Raw genomic sequence first — 17,779 nt, forward strand, 5'->3', positions numbered from 1 at the left:
GACCGTCCGGGTGCAGGCATCTCGCCACGCGCATGACTGCGGACGGTCGCTGACTCCAATTCATGAGCCCGTGCGCGATGGAGCGTCTGACGATGGCGTCTGCCCCGAAGGCCGCAGGTTAGGGCGCTCGCGGATGGTCCGGCCCAAGCACCGGTCCCTTCAAGAGGCCACGTGCTCGTCACGACACTTGGAGGGTTCTCACATATTCTGCGGTTTGATGCGCATGGATGCGCGTAAACCTGATCAGCTGGTCGAAGTGACGCTGCATCTTTCGGATGGAGTCGGCATTGTTAAGCACAAGATACATTCCGCCCACGAAGATCGCGGCGCGCTGAGAGCCGAAAATCGTGTAGGGAACGGAAAAACGCTCTTTTTCGTCGAACAGGAACAGGCGAAACGAGGGGTAGAGCTCGTTGATCAGGCTGGCCATGTATTGCAGCTGTTCGGCGCGGACATCACGTTTCAGGCCGCTCCACATGCCGCGCCCCTGCGCGAAGGCTTGCAGCGTCTCCTGCGGCATGCACACTTCCATATCCGTGCCGGGCTGACGATTATAATCGAGACGGAAGGCCGTTTCGCTTGTCTGCGCCTTCACGCTCTGATGGGCGGAATCGGCCTCGAAGGCGATGATTTCCGGCGTGCGAAGAAGATCCGGGATACGGGCAGGGACATAGCGGATCTTGGAGCCGGTCGCCTCGGCATGCCATTTCATGAGCAGCGTCTCGGTATAATCCTCGCCGCCCTCCTCGATCTCGAAGCTCGGCCGCAACTCTCCCGTCAGGCCCGGATCGTGCGAGATGCCGAGAAGCCAGTCCAGCGACACCGAATGGCGCTCCGCAATCTTGAGAAGGGTTTCCACCCGCGGCAGACGCGCCGAACTGCCGGAGAGGAGCTGTGACAGCGCGGACCGGTCGATGCCGATCCCGTCTGCGAAGGCGGAGTGGCTGGCGCCGGACCGGGTCACGAGCTCGATCAACCGGATGCGGAAAAGCTCCGAGAGCGCGCGCTTGTCCATAAATAACCCCATTGTTTACTATAGTAAACATATTGCGCTTTCTGTTGTCAAAATCAACAATTGGTCACCATAGTCTCGTTGTCCGATTCACCGGTTGGTGAAACTCTGTTCCCATTGAAGAGCAGGGGACGTTATGAGCGACATTTCCTTCCGGAGTTCGAAGCTTCTTTTCCATCGGGAGCGATCAAGCGCGTTGAAAATTGAGTGGCCAACGGTCGCGCTGCTTGTCGCCTGCTACGGCCTCTGGTGGGTGGCGGGATATGTCCTTTATCCTGCCGCTCCCATCGTCGCACTGGTGCTGATCGGGATCACCATTGCCTTGCATTCGTCGCTGCAGCATGAGGTTCTGCATGGACATCCGACACGCAGCGTAGGGCTGAACGAGGCGCTGGTCTTTGCGCCTCTGGGCGTCTTCTATCCCTATCGCAGCTACAAGCGGACCCACATCCAGCACCATGAGGATGAGCGCCTGACCGACCCCTTCGACGATCCGGAAAGCTATTATCGCGCGCTGAAGGACTGGGAGGCGATGCCCGCCGTCCTGAAGCGTCTGCTGGTCTGGAACAACACACTGATCGGGCGCATGCTGCTCGGACCGCCGTTGATGGTCGTCGGGTTTACCGCGTCGGAGTGGCTTAAGATCATGAAGGGCGATCGCCAGGTCATGGTCGCGTGGGTCCTCCATGTCTTGGGGCTCATCCCGACACTGCTGGTCGTGTCCCTTGTGTTCGGTATCCCGGTCTGGCTTTACATCGGCGTCTCCGCCTATCTCGGGCTCTCCATCATTGCGCTGCGGTCCTATTGCGAGCACCAATGGTCCGAGCGGCCGGATGGACGCACGATCATTGTCGAGACCTCGCTGCTTGCACCGCTCTTCCTCTACAACAACCTGCACTTCATCCATCACAAGCTGCCGTCCGCTGCCTGGTACAGGCTGCCTTCGCTCTACAGAGCCAGACGCGCCGAATGGCAGGCGATGAATGATGGCTATGTCTTTGCCAACTATTTCGAGGTTTTTCGCGCTTTCTCGTTCAAGGCAAAGGAGCCCGTTGTGCACCCTGTGTTGCGGCGGGACGAACACGCCGTCGCAGCTCATCCGGCCGCGAATGAACAGGTCGATGCCGCGGAGCATCGCATGGCCGGTCTTGCCCTCTTGCCGGATCTTTCGCTGTGAGGTGGATCGCAGCACTTCCCATGTATGACTGGCCCGAGGTGCGCGATGAAACCGATGCCGCCTGGGTCAGGATGCGGAGAGGATTCCTCAAAGAGGGCATCGATGCGCCTCGAGATCTCGTTCGCCGCAATGGCGACATGCCGGCAGTTCCCGGGGGCATTCTTGGCGACGATGGTTCGGTCATCGCGCCGGATCCCGCGACGCTTGATCCTGATGCCTTTGATCTCGATGTTCTCTGGCGCCATCCGGCGCTGCTCGTTTCCCAAACCTGCTGGGGGCCGATGGAGCTTGGCTTGCAGGAGCATGTTCAGGTCCTTGGGCAAGACCGTTATGATGGGATCGCCGGTGGCGCGGGGGCGCTCTATTCCAGCGCCATCGTCGCCCACAAGGGGGAGGGGGTAAGCGCCGTTGCACCGGAGACCGGCGAGGCGCTCTTGCCGATTGAACTGTTCTGCGACAGGAAACTGGCCTTCAACGAGCACCGGTCGATGTCAGGCTATCTCGCCCTGAAGCGCGATCTGGAAGCCGCCGGTGAAAACCTCGACCTGTTTGCGGATGTGGTCGCAACGGGGGCGCATCGCGCATCGGTCATTGCCGTGGCCGATGGCAAGGCGGACTTTGCGGCGATCGACTGCAAATCCTGGCTGCTGGCGGAGCGGCATGAGCCGGCCGCGAAAGAGCTCCACGTCGTCGGCTGGACGGCACGGCGAGCGGGGCTGCCCTTCATCCGTGCCAAGCGGATCGACCTCGATTTTCTGATATAGACGCCGCCGCGTCGCCCGCGATCAGATCAGGGGGGCGGGGCACTCAGCGACAGAAGCAACCGGACCTTTTCCATGTCGGAGGAAATGGGCCGGTCGTCCGAATAATGGCGAACCTCAGCGCGAAGATGGCGGTAGAGCACATCCGTCCCCGGCGCACGTCGGGCCTGGGTTTCGAGGAAATCATGCGCCTGCGCGGCTGCCATCCATTCGATTGCCAGAATATATTCGGCATTGTCGAGGAGGGCGAGAAGCTTGTTGGCGGCAGCGGTCGGATGCGCGAGAAAATCCTCCTGCAGGCCGGAGGTCAGGCCGCCATCCGTCGAGGCGGGGGCGGCCAGCCGCCGGTTCTCGTTTGCAAGGGCCGCCGCCGTATATTGCGCAATCATGAAGCCGGAATGGCTGCCGGGATCGGAGGCGAGGAAGGGCGGCAACCCGCTCACCAAAGGATTGACGAGCCGGTCGATCCGCCGCTCGCTCATGGCGGCGATCTGCGTGATGGCAATCGCAAGCGCGTCGGCGGCTTGGGCCAGCGCCGGTGCCACCGCATGGGCTTCCGACCAGACAAGCGGCTCCTCCGGCGTGCCCGCAACCGCGGGGTTGTCGGTGACCGAGGCCAGTTCCCGGTCAACGATAGCCGCACAATTGTCAAAAAGATCGCGGGCAGCGCCATGGGCATGCGGGATGGAGCGCAGGCTGAGCGCATCCTGGGTACGCCTGCCCTGCGCCGCCTCGATCAGCCCGCTGCCCTCAAGCCGCCCGCGCAAAGTCGCGCCAACGGCCGCGATCCCGTCGGACACGCGCAGCGACAGCACGGGTTCGCTGTAGGCCGGCATCTGGCAGCCCGCCGCCTCAAGCGTCAGCGCGGCAATCGCATCGGCCCAATCCAGCAAACGGGCGGCGCGGTCGAGAGCCACGCTCGAAAGACCGGTGGCGCAGGCCGTTCCGTTGACGAGGCTCAGGCCCTCCTTGGCGCCCAGAACCAGCGGTTCAAGACCGATTTCGGCCAAGGCATCCCGCCCGCTCAAGGCGCGTCCGCCGATATGGGCAGAGCCTTCGCCGATCAGCACGAGGGCGGTGTGCGCATTGTGCGTCAGGTAGCCGGCCGATCCGCGGGAGGGCACATCCGGAATGCAGTCGCGCTCCAGAAAGGTCGCCAGATGGGCAACGACCTGCCTGCGAACTCCGGAATAGCCGTGGGCGAAATTGGCGATCTGCGACGCGATGATGGCGCGTACCTCCCGGCGCGGCAGAAGCGTGCCCACGCCGCAGGCGTGGCTGAGAAGGATGCTGCGCGACATCTTGCTCTGCGCGCCGCGATCCACCACCGTGTCCGACAGGGCGCCGACGCCGGTGTTGATGCCATAGGCGCGGATGCCGCGCTCGACGATACTTTCGACGATCCGGTGGGCGTTGTCGATGCGGTGCCAGGCGGCTTCTGAAAGCGCAAGTCCATCGCCTTTACTCACCCGCGCCACATCCTGCCAGGTCAGCGTGTCATTGAGCAGCACGGTCATGGGATTTCCTGAATTCAATTTAGGGAAGGGTAGTCGACTGTCGTTCACGGTCAGGCGATTGCCCTTCCTGAACCGACCGGAGGATCAGGTGCTGTAGAGGCGATAGCGGCTGCCCGGATAGAGCAGGCGAACCGAGGAAATGACGCCGCCTTGCGACCAGGTGCGGCGCCGAACCAGAAGGCAGGGTTCCGTCTTGGAGATTGCCAGCAGCTTGCATTCCCAGGGCTGCGCCGTCACCGCCTCGATATGTTGCTCGGCTCTTACGATCGGCGCCACGGCGGTCAGATATCCGTTGGGCGTCGTCCTTGCGAAATCCTGGTCGATATAGTGCGGCACGATCGCATGGTTGACGAACCGGTCCTCGATCTGCATTGGAAGGGAATCTTCCGCATGGACCATGATCGAATGGGACACCGGGCTGCCGATCTCGATGGCGAGCGCGTCCGCCAGTTGCGCATCGGCGGTTTCCATGCGCAGAGCGATCACGTTTGCCGTATGGACGCCACCATTACGGGTGATCTCGTCGGCAATATTGGGAACGCTCTGGAACTGGGATGTTCGCTTCTTGCTGGCAACGAAGGACCCCTTGCCCTGCACGCGGACAAGAAACCCTTCATCCGCCAGTTCGCGCAAGGCACGATTGGCGGTCATGCGGCTGACGCCGAGCAGGTCGACCAGTTCGTTTTCCGAAGGCACTCTCTGCCCGATGGACCACTCGCCGGTCTCGACGCGGCTTCTAACATAATCCTTGAGCGTGACGTAAAGCGGCTTGTCGGATGCTTGCTCGTCCCGCGCCTTTTCGACCTGGTTCTCTACCGTTTGCATGAGGCTCCACAAAGCGAACGACAAGGGTTCGGCATCTGACACATCTTCAGCGCGTGCGCGGGTATGGTGAGTGCCATACCCGCGAAGCTCGGTCAGTTCAACTTGTGTTTCGCCAGCCACTCGCCGGCAACGACGTCGAAGCTGTCGTGATTGGCCAAACGACCGTTCATGACGATCAGGTCCTCGGTCGTCAAAGCGGCAGACACGGCATCGAGCGTCTTCGTCACGACGTCGCTGACCTTTGCCTTGGCAATGACCGGCACGATGTTCTGGGCCGGAAACAGGTTCTTGACGTCTTCGAGGATGACCAGTTTGTTGTCCGCAATCGCCGGGTCTGTCGAGAACAGGTTTGCCGCCTGGACCTGGTCATTCACCAGTGCCGAAAGCGTCAGCGGGCCGCCGACATCGAGCGACTTGAACGACTTGAACTCAAGGCCGTAAAGTTCCTTCAGGCCGATGATGCCTTCCTTGCGCGTCTTCCATTCCGGAGGACCGCCCAGCACCAGCTGGGACGCAACCGGTGCGAGATCGGCAATCGTCTTCAGCTTGTACTTCTCGGCAGTCGCGCGGGTGACGGCGACACCGTCGGAATCCTGCGCCTGCGACGGCGTCAGCATCGAAACGCCGGCCGGCAGAGCGGCTTTCAGAGCCTTGGCGACGTCTTCCGGCGAATGCGCCGTTGCGTTCTTGTCGAGATAGCTCAACGTCGCGCCGGCATATTCCGGCAGGAGGTCGATCGACCCGTCGAGAAGCGCCGGCATGTAAACCTCACGGCTGCCGATGTTCAGTTTGGTGTCGGTCTTGATGCCCTTTGCCGCAAGCGCCTTGGCATAGATGGTAGCCAGAAGCTGGCTCTCCGGGAAATCCGCCGAGCCGACGATGATGGTGGTCTTGTCGGTGCGCGCGGCCGGAGCAGCCCCGAGCGGATCGGTCTGGGCAAGCGTCGTGGTGGCGGAAAGCGCCATCAGCGCAAACGCGCCGGCGGCCTTTAAGATACTGAATGCCATGCTAGCTACTCCTTGAGGTTCAACGTCATGAGACTGAAAACGCGGTTGGGTGGATGGTCGCCCGCCTAGAGCCGGCGGGTGAGGCCCGGTGAGACTGTCAGCCTGGACAGGATGCCGATTGCCAGATCGACGAGGAGGGCCAGAGCGCCGACCAGGACGGCACCCGCCGCCATCTGGTAGTAATCGTTCTGGGCGCGGCCATCGATGATGAGGCGCCCGAGCCCGCCCAGCGAAACGTAAGCGGCAATGGTTGCCGTCGATATGATCTGCAGCGTCGCGCTGCGCAGCCCGGAGAAGATCAGCGGCAAGGCGCAGGGAAGTTCGACATCGAAGAGAATGTCGAGCGGGCGTTTGCCCATGCCGCGCGCCGCATCCACTGCGGCCGGGTCCACCGCCGCAACGCCGGCATAGGTTCCGCTCATGATCGGCGGCACGGCAAGCAGGACAAGCACGATGATGCTCGGCACGATGAAGGCCATGTCGGAGGTAAAGACAGGCCCGAACAGGATCACCAGAAGAACGATGAGGCCAAGGCTTGGCAGCGAGCGCAAGGCATTGGCAAGTCCGGCGATCAGGACGACGCCGCGGCCCGTATGCCCGACGTAGAGTCCGATCGGCAAGCCGATCAGGCAGGCGAAGAAAAGCGCGACCCCGCTATAGATCAGATGCTGGATGACAAGCGCGAACACCCCGTCGCTTCCCGTCCAATGGGTCGGGTCTGAAAACCATGCAATCATCGCTCGGCACCTCCCGGCTGCCAGGGTGTCATGCGTTTGGCGGCAAAAAGGACAAGACCGTCCAGCAGTGCGGCAAGCAGCACGCAAAGCACGATCCCGGCAATGATGGGCGTGAGGAACCGCAGTTGAAGCCCCTGCGTGAACAGCAGCCCGAGCTGCGGCGTGCCGATCAGGGCGGCGACCGAGACGATGCTGACATTGGAGACAACAGCCACCCGCAGCCCCGCCGCAATCACCGGAACGGCAAGGGGAAGTTCGACGACGAAGAGGCGTGGCAGCCTGCGATAGCCCATGGCATTGGCCGCCTGGATGACATCCGGGGGGACAGACTCAAGGCCGTCGCTGACCGTGCGCACCAGAAGCGCGAGCGCGTAGACCGTGAGCGCCACGACCACATTCATGGGATCGAGAATACGCGTGCCGAGCACAAGCGGCAGGAGCACGAAGAGCGCCAGGGACGGAATTGTATAGAGCAAGCCTGCCGCACCCAGCAGGGTCGAGCGGAAGAACCCCGCCCGTTGCGCAAGCCATCCCAGCGGCAGAGCAAGCAGCAATCCGATCACCACGGGGATCACGGACAGCCCGAGGTGCCAGAGAAAGAGTTCGGCGATGCGGCCGGACTCGCGGTAGAGCCAGTCGAACCTCATGGCTGCGTCCCCATGCGACCGGTGCGCGCAGCTTCGATGGCTTCGGCAACATGCGACAGCGTCACGGTTCCCATCAACTCGCCGGACTGCCCGACGATGACACCACGGCCGGACGGAGAACTGAGCGCCGCGTCGAGAACATGCCGCAGGCTGCTGCCTTCGACGGCCAGCGTGCCGCTGAGGTTGAGGTCGCCGTCCCGCAAGGGGCCTTTGACGCTGTCGACATCCGCCCAGCCCAGCGGCCGGTTCATGGAATCCGCAACGAGGACCCATCTGTCCGTGGCAATCTGGCGAAGGGTTTCGGGAGTGGCGCCAAGCGTTGCCGTCGGCTCGGCTCCGAGCGGCACGCCGCCCTTGGCGAATTCGGCAAAGCCAAGCACGCGATAACCGCGGTCACGCCCGATGAAATCGGCGACGAAGTCGTCCGCCGGTCTTGCCAGCAGTTCCTGCGGGGTCGCAACCTGTGCCAGCGTGCCGCCGGTGCGCAGAACGACCACCTGGTCTCCCAGTTTCAGAGCCTCGTCGATGTCATGCGTGACCATGATGATGGTCTTGCCGATGTCCCGCTGCAGCCGGAGAAACTCGTCCTGCAATTGCCCGCGCACGACCGGATCGACGGCGCTGAACGGTTCATCCATCAGCATGAATTTCGGATCGGACGCCAGGGCGCGGGCAACGCCCACGCGCTGCTGCTGGCCGCCGGAAAGCTGCCATGGATAGCGATTGGCGAAAGCGGAGGACAGCCCGACACGCTCCAGGAGCTCATGGGCGATGCGCAGTGCCTGATCCTTGGGGGTCCCGTTCAGCCGCGCGGTGGTTGCGATATTCTGCGCGACGGTGCGATGCGGAAAAAGACCCGCATTTTGAATGACGTATCCGATCTTTCGGCGCAGCACGGCGACATCCATCGTGTCCGTCGGTTCGCCATCCAGAAGAATTCTGCCCGAAGAGGGCGCAATCAGGCGGTTCACCATCCGCAGCGAGGTGGTTTTGCCGCAACCGGACGGGCCGACGAAAATCGTCAGCTTCCCGCTGGGCGCTGTCAGCGACAGCTTGTCGACAGCAACTGTCTGGCCCCGATAGTGCTTGCTGACGGCATCAAATGTGATCATGGCGCAGTTCCCGTGTATCAGGCATCGGATCTGGCCCGTCCTCCGACGCTCTCTTGGTTGTCTATACAAGCACGAAGACAGGGCCTGTGCAAGCGGGGTGCCCACGAAATCTACGCTTATCGATGATGCCTAAAATTCATGCTGTTTTGGTGGGCAAGGTGAGGGCTTTAGCCAGGCGATGACCCTTTCAGTCGGTGCCGCTGCGGATACCGGAGACGATTCTGCTGAGCACATACTGATCCTCACCTCGTGTAGGCTGTCAGACCTATCTGGTGCTCGTTCGTCAGAAGTAAATCATCCGTCGCGGCCTCTTTAATCGAACTGCGAACAACTCGATTGGGTAGCCACATCCTCTCGAGGGGCACAAATTTCTACCAGAATACTAGAAAATTGGCACGGCGTTTCCGTCCGCTGCGCGATCGAACACGTACCGCCTTTGAACATCGCGCCATCTTGCCCGAGATTGAGGCGTATCGGCAGCGATCGCTGTCGCACGGACGAAAATGAAGATCGAAATGACTTGCCCACCGAGATTGGCTGGGCCTCATACTGGTGGAAGACATGCATATCGCCAAGATCAGCCTGAAGACCCTGGACAACGCGCCGCTGTGCCGCGTTAGCCGCGCCAGCATCATCCTTCTGGTTCTCGCGCTGGTGGCTTCCGTCTGTTCCATCGAGATTCCCCGGTGGCTGCAGGCCCTTCTTCTGACCGCCGGCTTCATCGGCGCGATCTTCGGATTGGGGCGCAGGCATCATGTTGTTGATCGTGACCATGGAGAGACCGCGTGACGACACTGAATGATTATCTGAGCCAGAAGAGAGAGGCGGTGCTGGCGCGTCGCAGCCGCATCCGCAGCGGTGAAGCAGGTGCCATCACCCTGAAAGCGGGTGCGACCGCCGAAGGACGCAGCGGCGTGCGGCGGATTCGCATCCGCGATTTTCAAGTCATCACCGACAGCCCACCGGATTTTGCCGGATACAATCTCGGACCTTCCTCTCCCGAACTGCTGCTCGGGGCACTGTCGAGCTGCCTGACGCACACCTACCTTATTCACGCTGCCGATCAGGGCGTGCCGCTTGAAACGCTCGAAGCAGAGGTGTCCGCGGTTCTTGATCCCCGCGGAGGATCCGAGGGCCATGAAGCGATCCCCGTCTATCCGCATGACATCGTCTACACGGTGACGCTGGTGTCTCCGGCCAGCAGTGCGGAGATCGCCAGGGTGACGGCGGCGGTGGAGGCATTCTGTCCGATCCTCAACCTTTTGAAGCGTGGCACGAAGGTCGTCGGAACCGTGAACCACCATCAGCCCGCCGCAGCGGCATCCGATGCAGCGTGATCCTGTCGCCTCGGATCTTTGGATGGTCGCCCGGTGTAAACAGAAGATGCGAAAGTTGGAATATTTCTGACGCCGCAACTCCAGACCGCGCCAAATACGCCCGAAATGCCTCGACGGCCCTGGGTCGCCTGCAATCCTCGACACCCACGCGTGGTTCAGGGCCACCCGCACTTCGACCTGATCGAAACGAATAACCCACCGCAGGCGGCGGATTGAGAATATCCTTCCTTTTCTATAGACAGATCGGTCTTTAGGCTTCCTCTCAACACGCAGAGAGAACGCCATGCCGCCGATCCAGACAAGCGCCCTGAACTTCTTCTGGTTCATCCCGACCCACGGCGATGGATCCTATCTCGGAACGTCGCATCTCAGCCGGCCACCGGAATTCTCCTATTTCAAGCAGGTGGCGACGACGGTCGATGCGCTGGGATTTGAGGGCGTGCTTCTGCCGACCGGCCAGACCTGCGAGGATTCCTGGATCACCGCCAGCGGCCTTGCCGCCGTAACCGAGCGGCTGAAATATCTGGTGGCGCTGCGCCCGGGCGTTACCTCGCCGACCTTTGCCGCCCGGCAGACGGCAGCGCTTGATCGTCTGAGCCGCGGCCGGCTTCTGCTCAACGTCGTTGTCGGCGGCAATCCGAGCGAACTGGCCGGAGACGGCATCTTCCTCTCGCATGACGAGCGATACCAGCAGGCGGCCGAGTTTCTGGAGATCTGGAAACGGCTGCTGGCCGGAGAGGCGGTGGATTTCGAGGGTCGCCACTACAGCCTGAAGGGCGCCCGCTGCGATTTTCCGCCTGTTCATGCACCGCACCCGCCGCTCTATTTCGGCGGCTCGTCGGAGGCAGGCCAGGAGCTTGCCGTCAACGCCACCGATATGTACCTGACGTGGGGCGAGCCGCTCGAAGCGGTACGCGAAAAGATCGACTCCGTCCGCGCCAGGGCAAAGCGGGCCGGACGCAATGTCCGCTTCGGCATGCGCATCCATTTCATCGTGCGCGAGGACGAGGATGATGCCTGGCGGGCGGCCGATCGGCTGATCTCGCACATTTCCGACGAACAGATCGAACGCAGCTGGCAACGGTTCCAGGTAGAGATGGATTCGGTCGGGCAGAAGCGGCAGGCCGCTCTGCACGGCGGACGGCGCGACCGGTTGCGGATCGCCCCGAACCTGTGGGCAGGCGTCGGGCTCGTCAGAACAGGTGTGGGAACAGCCCTTGTCGGCACGCCGCGCCAGATCGCAGACCGGCTTGCGGAATACCAGGCGCTCGGCATCGATACGATCATCGGTTCCGGCTATCCGCATATCGAGGAAGCCTACCGCGTGGCGGAACTTCTGTTTCCGCTCCTCGGCATCGATCCCCGCCGGACCACGACGCTCAGTGACGGGATCGTCAACGAATTTTCGGTCGGACGCGCCGCTGGCCCGGCACGGGCGGACGCTGTCGGCTGATCTGCCTTATCCCTTTTCTCTTGTCCAAGGATGCCTTGATGACCCGATTGATGCGCCTGTTCGCTACTTCCGCCCTTGGGATCGCGGCTCTGTTTCCCGCCATCACCGCTCAGGCCGAGGGCCTCATCCGTATCTCACAGCAGTTCGGAACGCTCTATCTGCCGCTGCATGTCATCCGCGACCAGAACCTCATCGAAAAACATGCCAAGGTGCTCGGCCTCAATGACGTGAAGGTGGAATGGGCGCAGCTGTCCGGCGGCGACGCAATCAATGCAGCGCTCCTGTCCGGCTCGATCGACATCGCGGCGGCCGGCATCGGTCCGTTCCTCACGCTCTGGGACCGCACGCAGGGTTCGGTCAAGATCGTCGCGGGGCTGGCGAACCAGCCGAACTACCTCGTGACCAACAACCCGAACATCAAGACGCTGAAGGACTTCAAACCAACCGACAAGATCGCCCTGCCGGCGGTCGGTGTCTCCGTTCAGGCGCGCATCCTGCAGATGGCCGCCGAGAAGGAATTCGGCCCCGGCAACCAGAACAAGCTCGACAACAATACCGTGACGCTTGCCCATCCGGATGCCACGGCGGCACTGCTGTCGGGCTCCACGGAGATTACCGCGCACCTCTCCAACACGCCGTTCCAGGAACAGGCGCTGAAGGACCCCAAGATCCACAAGGTCTTTTCCTCCTACGATATTCTGGGCGGTGCGGTAACGCCGACCTATCTCTATGCCACCACCAAATGGCAGGCGGAAAACCCGAAGACATTCCAGGCCTTCTTCGATGCCGTGAAGGAAGCCAGCGCCTGGATCGAAGCCAACAAGAAGGCGGCGGCGGAAACCTATATCCGGGTGGAGAAATCCAAGCTGGAGCCGGCCTTCGTGCAGTCGCTGATCGAAAGCCCGGACAGCAAGTTCACCGTGGTTCCGGCCAAATCCTTCGCCTTTGCCGATTTCCTCTACAGGACCGGCGCCATCAAGCGGAAGGCGGAAAGCTGGAAGGATTACACCTTCGACACGCTGCACGCCGAGAGCGGTAGCTGACCATGCTGGCACGAGATCCCGTGGCTTCGACCGTTTTCGAAGTTGACCGTCTGACGCTGGATTATCCTTCGGCAAAAGGCCCGGTGCGTGCCGTCGAGGATGTGTCGTTTGAGGTGGCAGGCGGCGAACGTCTCGTGCTGCTCGGCCCGTCCGGCTGCGGCAAGTCATCCATCCTCAAGGCCGTTGCCGGCTTCCTGAAGCCGGCCTCCGGGGCGATCCGCATGCATGGTCAACCCGTCAGGGGGCCAGGGCCCGACCGGATCGTCGTGTTCCAGGAATTCGACCAGTTGCTGCCGTGGAAGACCGTGCGGCAGAATGTGGAGTTTCCGCTGCGTCTTGCCGGTCGCCTGTCCAGGGCCGAGGTGCGCGAGCGCGCCGATTCGGCCTTGAGAAAGGTGGGGCTGGCACGGGTTCTCGACAGTTTCCCGCATACGCTCTCCGGCGGCATGAAGCAGCGCGCGGCGATTGCCCGCGCGCTGGTGACCGACGCGGATGTTCTTCTGATGGACGAGCCCTTTGCCGCGCTGGACGCGATGACGCGCAGCCAGCTGCAGCGCGATCTGCTCGAACTGGCCGAGGAGATCGGCTTCACCCTGCTGTTTGTAACCCATTCCATCGAGGAGGCCATCCTCATCGGCACGCGGCTGCATCTGTTGAGCCCGCATCCGGGCCGCACGATCACCAGCCTGTCGACGGCGGAGTTCGGCTATGCCGATCTCGGCAGCCGGCGCCTCGAGACCCTGAGCCGGGAGGTGCATGACATCCTGTTTTCCCGCCAACCCGCACAGGAGGAAGCGCTGCATGGCTGAGGTGTCCGGCAGGATTTTGCAGGCAGCCGCGCCTGAGCGGTCCACCTGGATCGACTGGCTGCGCGGTTCGGCGCTGGTGCGAAAGGTGCTGGTCCTTGTGCTTCTCGCGGCGGTCTGGGAGGCAGCGGCGCGCTTCAGCGCCCAGCCGATCCTCTTTCCGAGCTTTCTGGAAACCGCCCGGGCCTTCATCGAGGCGCTGCTGAAGGAAAATCTCCTCTCGGCCTCCTGGACCTCGCTTTCGGTGCTGATCAAGGGCTATGTGATTGCCATTGCCGGCGCCTTCGTCTTCGTGTCGCTCGCCATGGCCAGCCGGTTCGTGCGCGAACTGCTGCAGACGCTGATCTCCATGTTCAATCCGCTGCCGGCAATCGCGCTTCTGCCGGTCGCGATGCTGTGGTTCGGGCTCGGGGAAACCAGCCTGCTGGTTGTCCTCGTGCATGCCGTGCTCTGGCCCTTTGCGCTTGCGACGCTGAGCGGTTTTGACGGCGTGCCGGAAACGCAGCGGCTGGTCGGGCGCAATTATGGTCTGCGCGGTCCGGCTTATGTGGTGCGCATCCTCATTCCCGCGGCGCTGCCCTCCATTCTCTACGGCATGAAGATCGCCTGGGCCTTCGCCTGGCGCACCTTGATTGCCGCCGAACTCGTCTTCGGCGTCAGCTCCTCGAACGGCGGTCTTGGCTGGTTCATCTTCCGCAACCGAAACGAGCTGTTCACCGACAAGGTGTTTGCCGGGCTTGCCATGGTCATCATCATCGGCCTCGTGGTCGAGGGCATCCTCTTCAGGATCGTCGAAACGGTGACGGTGCGTCGCTGGGGCATGCAGCGATAGTTCGAACACATGACATTGCAGGACATTTTGGCATGACGGCATCATCGACCTACCTCTGGTACATCCCGAACGTCGCCAAGGGAGGCCATCGTGGCGATACCACGACGACCGATCTCGGCGGCCTCGACACGCTGACGGCGCAGGCCGAGGCACTGGAGCAGAACGGCTGGCAGGGGGCGCTGATCGGAACCGGCTGGGGCCGGCCGGACACGTTCACCGTCGCCACCGCGCTTGCGGCACGCACGAAGTCGTTCGAGCCGCTGATCGCGATCCGCCCCGGTTACTGGCGCCCGGCGCATTTCGCATCGGCAGCCGCAAGCCTCGACCGGCTGAGCGGCGGCCGTGTGCGCGTCAATATCGTCTCCGGCCAGGATGATCTCGCAGCCTATGGCGATGTCGAGCAGGACCAAGCGCAGCGTTACGCCCGCACCCGCGAATTCATGCGGCTGGTGCGGCGGCTCTGGACCGAGGAGGCGGTGACCTTCGAGGGCGAGCATTTCCAGGTGCGCAATTCCACGGTCGAGCCCCGTATTGAGGCACGCGACGGCCGCCCGCACCCCAAACTCTATTTCGGCGGTGCATCCGATGCGGCAGAACGGGTCGCCGCGTCAGAAGCCGATGTGCAGCTCTTCTGGGGTGAACCTCTGGCAGGTGTGGCAGAACGCATCGACCGGCTGAAGATGCTAAGCAGGACGCTGGACCGCGACCTGCCACCGCTCGAATTCGGGCTGCGGATCACCACCGTGGTGCGCGAGACGCGGGAAGCCGCCTGGGCGGATGCCGAGGCGAAGGTGGAGCAGATGGCCAAGGGCGCCGGCGGCAACTGGCAGGATCATCGCGGCCCGGTTGCCGTCGGTCAGCAGCGGCTTCTCGATCTGGCCGCGCGCGGCGATGTCCTCGATGACAATCTTTATACCGCACCCGGCCGGTTCGGCGGCGGCGGGGCCGGAACGACCTGGCTCGTCGGCTCGGCCGAGGACGTGGCCGCCTCGCTTAGAAAATACCGTGATCTCGGGATCAGCCATTTCGTTCTGTCGGACACGCCGTATCTCACGGAAATCGCCCGGCAGGGACAGACGCTTCTGCCGCTCCTGCGCGCCTGAACGCATTGCAATGTGCAGGATCCGTTCGTCTGCCAGCGGCTGAAACCGCTGGCGACATCGATGTGGGGAAGGTGGCCTGTCACTCCGCGGCGACAGGAGAATCGAAGGCGCGGATCGGCGGCAGGTGTGCCGTGTAGCGTTCGACCCGGACGGTCGTCAGTTGGCCGGTGCAGCCCTGGGCGAGTGCCGATGTGCCGATATCGCGCGTCAGCACGTTGGGGTTCCCGTGGACGCAGAGCGGCTTGTCTTCTGCCGGATCGTCGGGATCGTACCAGGCACCAGTCGGGAGTTGGACAACACCGCGGCGAATGCCGTCCGATAACCGGACGGCGGCAAGGCATGCGCCTCGCTCATTCGACAGGCGCACGATATCGCCTCCCGCAACGCCTTCCGCCTCCGCATCGGCGGGATGCATCGTGAGCACTTCGCGCCCTTTGATCTTTGCTCCGGCGCTGTGGCCGCCGAAATCGAGCTGGCTGTGCAGGCGCGTGGCCGGCTGGTTGGAGATCAGCACGTATGGCGTCTCCGGTTGCGGATCATAGGCCTGGCCGCGCCAGACAGGATGTCCGGGGCAATCCTCTTCGCCAAATCCCGCGACGGTCTCGGAGTAGATTTCCAGCCGCCCGCTTGGCGTCGCCAGCGGATGTGCCGAAGGGTTTTCGTGAAAAGCCCGCAGATAGCCGCCGTCGTCCGGCTTTTGCGGCAGGATCAAGCCTTCCCCCTGCCAGAACCCATCAAAATCCGGTGCGGCCAGCCCCTTTTGCTGCAGGCTTCGGCGGGTGGGTTCGTAGAGATGCGCCAGCCATTGGCGCACATCGCGCCCCTCGGTGAAAGCCTCGCGCATGTCCAGGCGCTCCGCCAGATCGGCAAAAATGGCATAATCGTCGCGGGCCAATGCGTAAGGCGCCGCAACTGCGTGCATCGGCACCAGAAGCGGGTCGTGGGAGCTTGCGCCGATATCCTCGCGCTCGAGGGTCAGCGTGCAGGGCAGCACGATATCGGCATGGCGTGCGGTGGCCGTCCAGGCACTTTCATGAACCACGATCGTTTCGGGACGGGCAAAGGCACGACGCAGACGATTGAGATCCTGATGGTGGTGAAAGGGATTGCCGCCCGCCCAATAGACCAGCTTGATCTCGGGATAGATGCGCGTCTGGCCATTGAACCGGTAGGAGGCGCCGGGCTGAAGCAGCATATCGGCGATGCGGGCAACCGGAATGAAATCGCGCACGGCGTTGCGGCCCTGCAGCAATGTCGGGATCGGGACATCGTTGGCACGCCGCCCGTAATAGGCGATGGCGCCCAGCGCATAGGCATAACCGCCGCCCGGCAGGCCGATCTGTCCAAGTGCTGCGGCCAGCACCATGCCCATCCAGACAGGCTGTTCGCCATGCTCAGCGCGCTGCAAAGCATGCGCCACCACGATCACGGAGCGCTTGGCCGAAAGCTGTCGCGCCAGGGCGATAATCTCCTCGGCAGAGACGCCGGTGATCGATGCGGCCCAGTCGGCACTCTTCGGCTGCCCGTCGACAAGGCCCAGCAGATAGCGCTCGAAGATCGGCCAGCCCGTTGTATAACGCTCGAGGAATGTCCGATCGTGCCGTCCTTCGATGACGAGCGTATGGACGATGGCCATCATCAGTGCGGTATCGCTGCCCGGCACGCAGGAAATCCAGCTCGCGGCTGCTTCGTCCGGCAGATCGGAACGCAAGGGGCTGACCAGCACGAATTTGCAGCCGCGGGCGGCCGCCCGCTGCATCGCGCCGCGCTCCACATGGCGGCTGACACTGCCACCGGCCACCATGGAGTTCTTGAGCGCCATCCCGCCGAAGGCAAGCACGATGTCGCTGTGATCGGCGATCTGATCCCAGGAGACGTTGTGCTTTGTCAGACCTTCATAGTCGCCCATGATATGCGGGACGATCACCTGCGCAGCCGCCGACGAATAGCTTGTGACGGAGCTGACATAGCCGCCGCAGACGGTGTTCAGAAAGCGGTGGATCTGGCTTTGGGCATGATGGAAGCGCCCGGCGCTTGCCCAGCCATAGGAACCACCGAAGATTGCGCCGGGACCGCTTCCGTCACGCACGCGCGCCAGCTCCTGCGACAGGAGATCGAGGGCCTGCTCCCAGGCGACGGCCACGAATTCGTCGCGTCCGCGCCGCTCGTCAGCACCGGGACCGTTTTCCAGCCAGCCCCGCCGGACCATCGGCTGCGCAATCCGTGCGCGGTGGCTGAGGGCCGCGGGCAAGTTCTCGATGATGCGGTTGGGATCGGGATCGTCCGGATGCGGCCTCACATCCAGCTGCCCATCGCGCAGGCGGGCCGAAAACGCGCCCCAATGGGCGGTGTGGGGCAGGAACGGTGTCTCTTCCGTTCCGTCCGCCGCAATTTCTTTGTCGGACACGCC

The 17,779-nt window shown here is 62.9% G+C and carries 17 protein-coding genes; 9 read left to right on the forward strand and 8 right to left on the reverse strand.

The window, feature by feature from the left end; all coding sequences use genetic code 11:
* Positions 1-178: 178 nt before the first annotated feature.
* Positions 179-1,015 carry a helix-turn-helix domain-containing protein gene (locus J2858_RS10875; protein WP_210104836.1) on the reverse strand — a complete coding sequence of 279 codons (837 nt, stop codon included), beginning with the start codon at positions 1,013-1,015 and terminating at the stop codon, positions 179-181.
* 193 nt (positions 1,016-1,208) lie between these two features.
* Here J2858_RS10875 and J2858_RS10880 point away from each other — a divergent pair, with 193 nt between their 5' ends.
* Together J2858_RS10880 and J2858_RS10885 are read left to right on the forward strand one after the other, a co-directional pair.
* The gene (locus tag J2858_RS10880) at positions 1,209-2,189 is read left to right on the forward strand and encodes a fatty acid desaturase (RefSeq protein ID WP_245365726.1); all 981 of its coding nucleotides are present in this window, start codon (positions 1,209-1,211) and stop codon (positions 2,187-2,189) included.
* A 20-nt stretch (positions 2,190-2,209) separates the two neighbouring features.
* The gene (locus tag J2858_RS10885; protein ID WP_210105220.1) at positions 2,210-2,953 is read left to right on the forward strand and encodes a phosphate/phosphite/phosphonate ABC transporter substrate-binding protein; all 744 of its coding nucleotides are present in this window, start codon (positions 2,210-2,212) and stop codon (positions 2,951-2,953) included.
* 26 nt (positions 2,954-2,979) lie between these two features.
* Here J2858_RS10885 and J2858_RS10890 read toward each other — a convergent pair whose 3' ends face one another.
* From J2858_RS10890 to J2858_RS10915, 6 genes are all read right to left on the reverse strand, one after another.
* Positions 2,980-4,467, reverse strand: a complete 1,488-nt coding sequence (locus J2858_RS10890) for an HAL/PAL/TAL family ammonia-lyase (protein WP_210104838.1) — start codon at positions 4,465-4,467, stop codon at positions 2,980-2,982.
* Between the two features lie 84 nt (positions 4,468-4,551).
* Positions 4,552-5,292, reverse strand: coding sequence for a histidine utilization repressor (gene hutC, locus J2858_RS10895; RefSeq protein ID WP_210104839.1), 741 nt, complete (start codon positions 5,290-5,292; stop codon positions 4,552-4,554).
* 92 nt (positions 5,293-5,384) lie between these two features.
* Positions 5,385-6,299: an ABC transporter substrate-binding protein gene (locus J2858_RS10900; RefSeq protein WP_210104840.1), complete on the reverse strand. Its 915-nt coding sequence runs from the start codon at positions 6,297-6,299 to the stop codon at positions 5,385-5,387.
* A 65-nt stretch (positions 6,300-6,364) separates the two neighbouring features.
* Positions 6,365-7,036: an ABC transporter permease gene (locus tag J2858_RS10905; protein WP_210104841.1), complete on the reverse strand. Its 672-nt coding sequence runs from the start codon at positions 7,034-7,036 to the stop codon at positions 6,365-6,367.
* Positions 7,033-7,683: an ABC transporter permease gene (locus tag J2858_RS10910; RefSeq protein ID WP_143127653.1), complete on the reverse strand. Its 651-nt coding sequence runs from the start codon at positions 7,681-7,683 to the stop codon at positions 7,033-7,035. Before J2858_RS10910 ends, J2858_RS10905 begins: the two co-directional genes overlap by 4 nt.
* Positions 7,680-8,795: an ABC transporter ATP-binding protein gene (locus tag J2858_RS10915; protein ID WP_210104842.1), complete on the reverse strand. Its 1,116-nt coding sequence runs from the start codon at positions 8,793-8,795 to the stop codon at positions 7,680-7,682. Before J2858_RS10915 ends, J2858_RS10910 begins: the two co-directional genes overlap by 4 nt.
* 561 nt (positions 8,796-9,356) lie before the next feature.
* Between J2858_RS10915 and J2858_RS10920 the strand changes: the two genes are divergently transcribed.
* The 7 genes from J2858_RS10920 (at position 9,357) to J2858_RS10950 (ending at position 15,369) form a co-directional block, all read left to right on the forward strand.
* A complete protein-coding gene (locus J2858_RS10920; protein WP_210104843.1) occupies positions 9,357-9,584 on the forward strand; it encodes a hypothetical protein in 228 nt (75 codons plus the stop codon).
* Complete coding sequence (locus J2858_RS10925) at positions 9,581-10,132, forward strand: OsmC family protein (protein ID WP_210104844.1); 552 nt, start codon at positions 9,581-9,583, stop codon at positions 10,130-10,132. The genes J2858_RS10920 and J2858_RS10925 overlap by 4 nt, the downstream gene beginning before the upstream one ends.
* A 283-nt stretch (positions 10,133-10,415) precedes the next feature.
* On the forward strand, positions 10,416-11,585 hold the full coding sequence (ssuD, locus tag J2858_RS10930; protein ID WP_210104845.1) for an FMNH2-dependent alkanesulfonate monooxygenase: 1,170 nt from the start codon (positions 10,416-10,418) through the stop codon (positions 11,583-11,585).
* A gap of 38 nt (positions 11,586-11,623) precedes the next feature.
* Positions 11,624-12,628: an ABC transporter substrate-binding protein gene (locus tag J2858_RS10935; RefSeq protein WP_210104846.1), complete on the forward strand. Its 1,005-nt coding sequence runs from the start codon at positions 11,624-11,626 to the stop codon at positions 12,626-12,628.
* Between the two features lie 20 nt (positions 12,629-12,648).
* Positions 12,649-13,437, forward strand: coding sequence for an ABC transporter ATP-binding protein (locus J2858_RS10940; protein ID WP_348635474.1), 789 nt, complete (start codon positions 12,649-12,651; stop codon positions 13,435-13,437).
* Entirely contained in the window at positions 13,430-14,266 is an 837-nt protein-coding gene (locus J2858_RS10945) for an ABC transporter permease (protein WP_210104848.1), read from the forward strand. Before J2858_RS10940 ends, J2858_RS10945 begins: the two co-directional genes overlap by 8 nt.
* Before the next feature lie 32 nt (positions 14,267-14,298).
* Positions 14,299-15,369: an LLM class flavin-dependent oxidoreductase gene (locus tag J2858_RS10950; RefSeq protein ID WP_210104849.1), complete on the forward strand. Its 1,071-nt coding sequence runs from the start codon at positions 14,299-14,301 to the stop codon at positions 15,367-15,369.
* A 79-nt stretch (positions 15,370-15,448) separates the two neighbouring features.
* On the opposite strand, the gene J2858_RS10955 is transcribed toward J2858_RS10950, so the two are convergent.
* Positions 15,449-17,776: a molybdopterin-dependent oxidoreductase gene (locus tag J2858_RS10955; protein ID WP_210104850.1), complete on the reverse strand. Its 2,328-nt coding sequence runs from the start codon at positions 17,774-17,776 to the stop codon at positions 15,449-15,451.
* Positions 17,777-17,779: the final 3 nt, after the last annotated feature.

It is taken from the genome of Neorhizobium galegae, assembly GCF_017877135.1.
GTDB classification, from domain to species: domain Bacteria; phylum Pseudomonadota; class Alphaproteobacteria; order Rhizobiales; family Rhizobiaceae; genus Neorhizobium; species Neorhizobium galegae_A.

Bases quoted from the DNA above. Each gene is read 5' to 3' on its own strand.
- J2858_RS10875 (WP_210104836.1), bottom strand. From the start codon at position 1,015: ATGGACAAGCGCGCGCTCTCGGAGCTTTTCCGCATCCGGTTGATCGAG.
- J2858_RS10885 (WP_210105220.1), top strand. From the start codon at position 2,210: ATGTATGACTGGCCCGAGGTGCGCGATGAAACCGATGCCGCCTGGGTC.
- J2858_RS10890 (WP_210104838.1), bottom strand. From the start codon at position 4,467: ATGACCGTGCTGCTCAATGACACGCTGACCTGGCAGGATGTGGCGCGG.
- hutC (WP_210104839.1), bottom strand. From the start codon at position 5,292: ATGCAAACGGTAGAGAACCAGGTCGAAAAGGCGCGGGACGAGCAAGCA.
- J2858_RS10900 (WP_210104840.1), bottom strand. From the start codon at position 6,299: ATGGCATTCAGTATCTTAAAGGCCGCCGGCGCGTTTGCGCTGATGGCG.
- J2858_RS10905 (WP_210104841.1), bottom strand. From the start codon at position 7,036: ATGATTGCATGGTTTTCAGACCCGACCCATTGGACGGGAAGCGACGGG.
- J2858_RS10910 (WP_143127653.1), bottom strand. From the start codon at position 7,683: ATGAGGTTCGACTGGCTCTACCGCGAGTCCGGCCGCATCGCCGAACTC.
- J2858_RS10915 (WP_210104842.1), bottom strand. From the start codon at position 8,795: ATGATCACATTTGATGCCGTCAGCAAGCACTATCGGGGCCAGACAGTT.
- J2858_RS10920 (WP_210104843.1), top strand. From the start codon at position 9,357: ATGCATATCGCCAAGATCAGCCTGAAGACCCTGGACAACGCGCCGCTG.
- ssuD (WP_210104845.1), top strand. From the start codon at position 10,416: ATGCCGCCGATCCAGACAAGCGCCCTGAACTTCTTCTGGTTCATCCCG.
- J2858_RS10935 (WP_210104846.1), top strand. From the start codon at position 11,624: ATGACCCGATTGATGCGCCTGTTCGCTACTTCCGCCCTTGGGATCGCG.
- J2858_RS10945 (WP_210104848.1), top strand. From the start codon at position 13,430: ATGGCTGAGGTGTCCGGCAGGATTTTGCAGGCAGCCGCGCCTGAGCGG.
- J2858_RS10950 (WP_210104849.1), top strand. From the start codon at position 14,299: ATGACGGCATCATCGACCTACCTCTGGTACATCCCGAACGTCGCCAAG.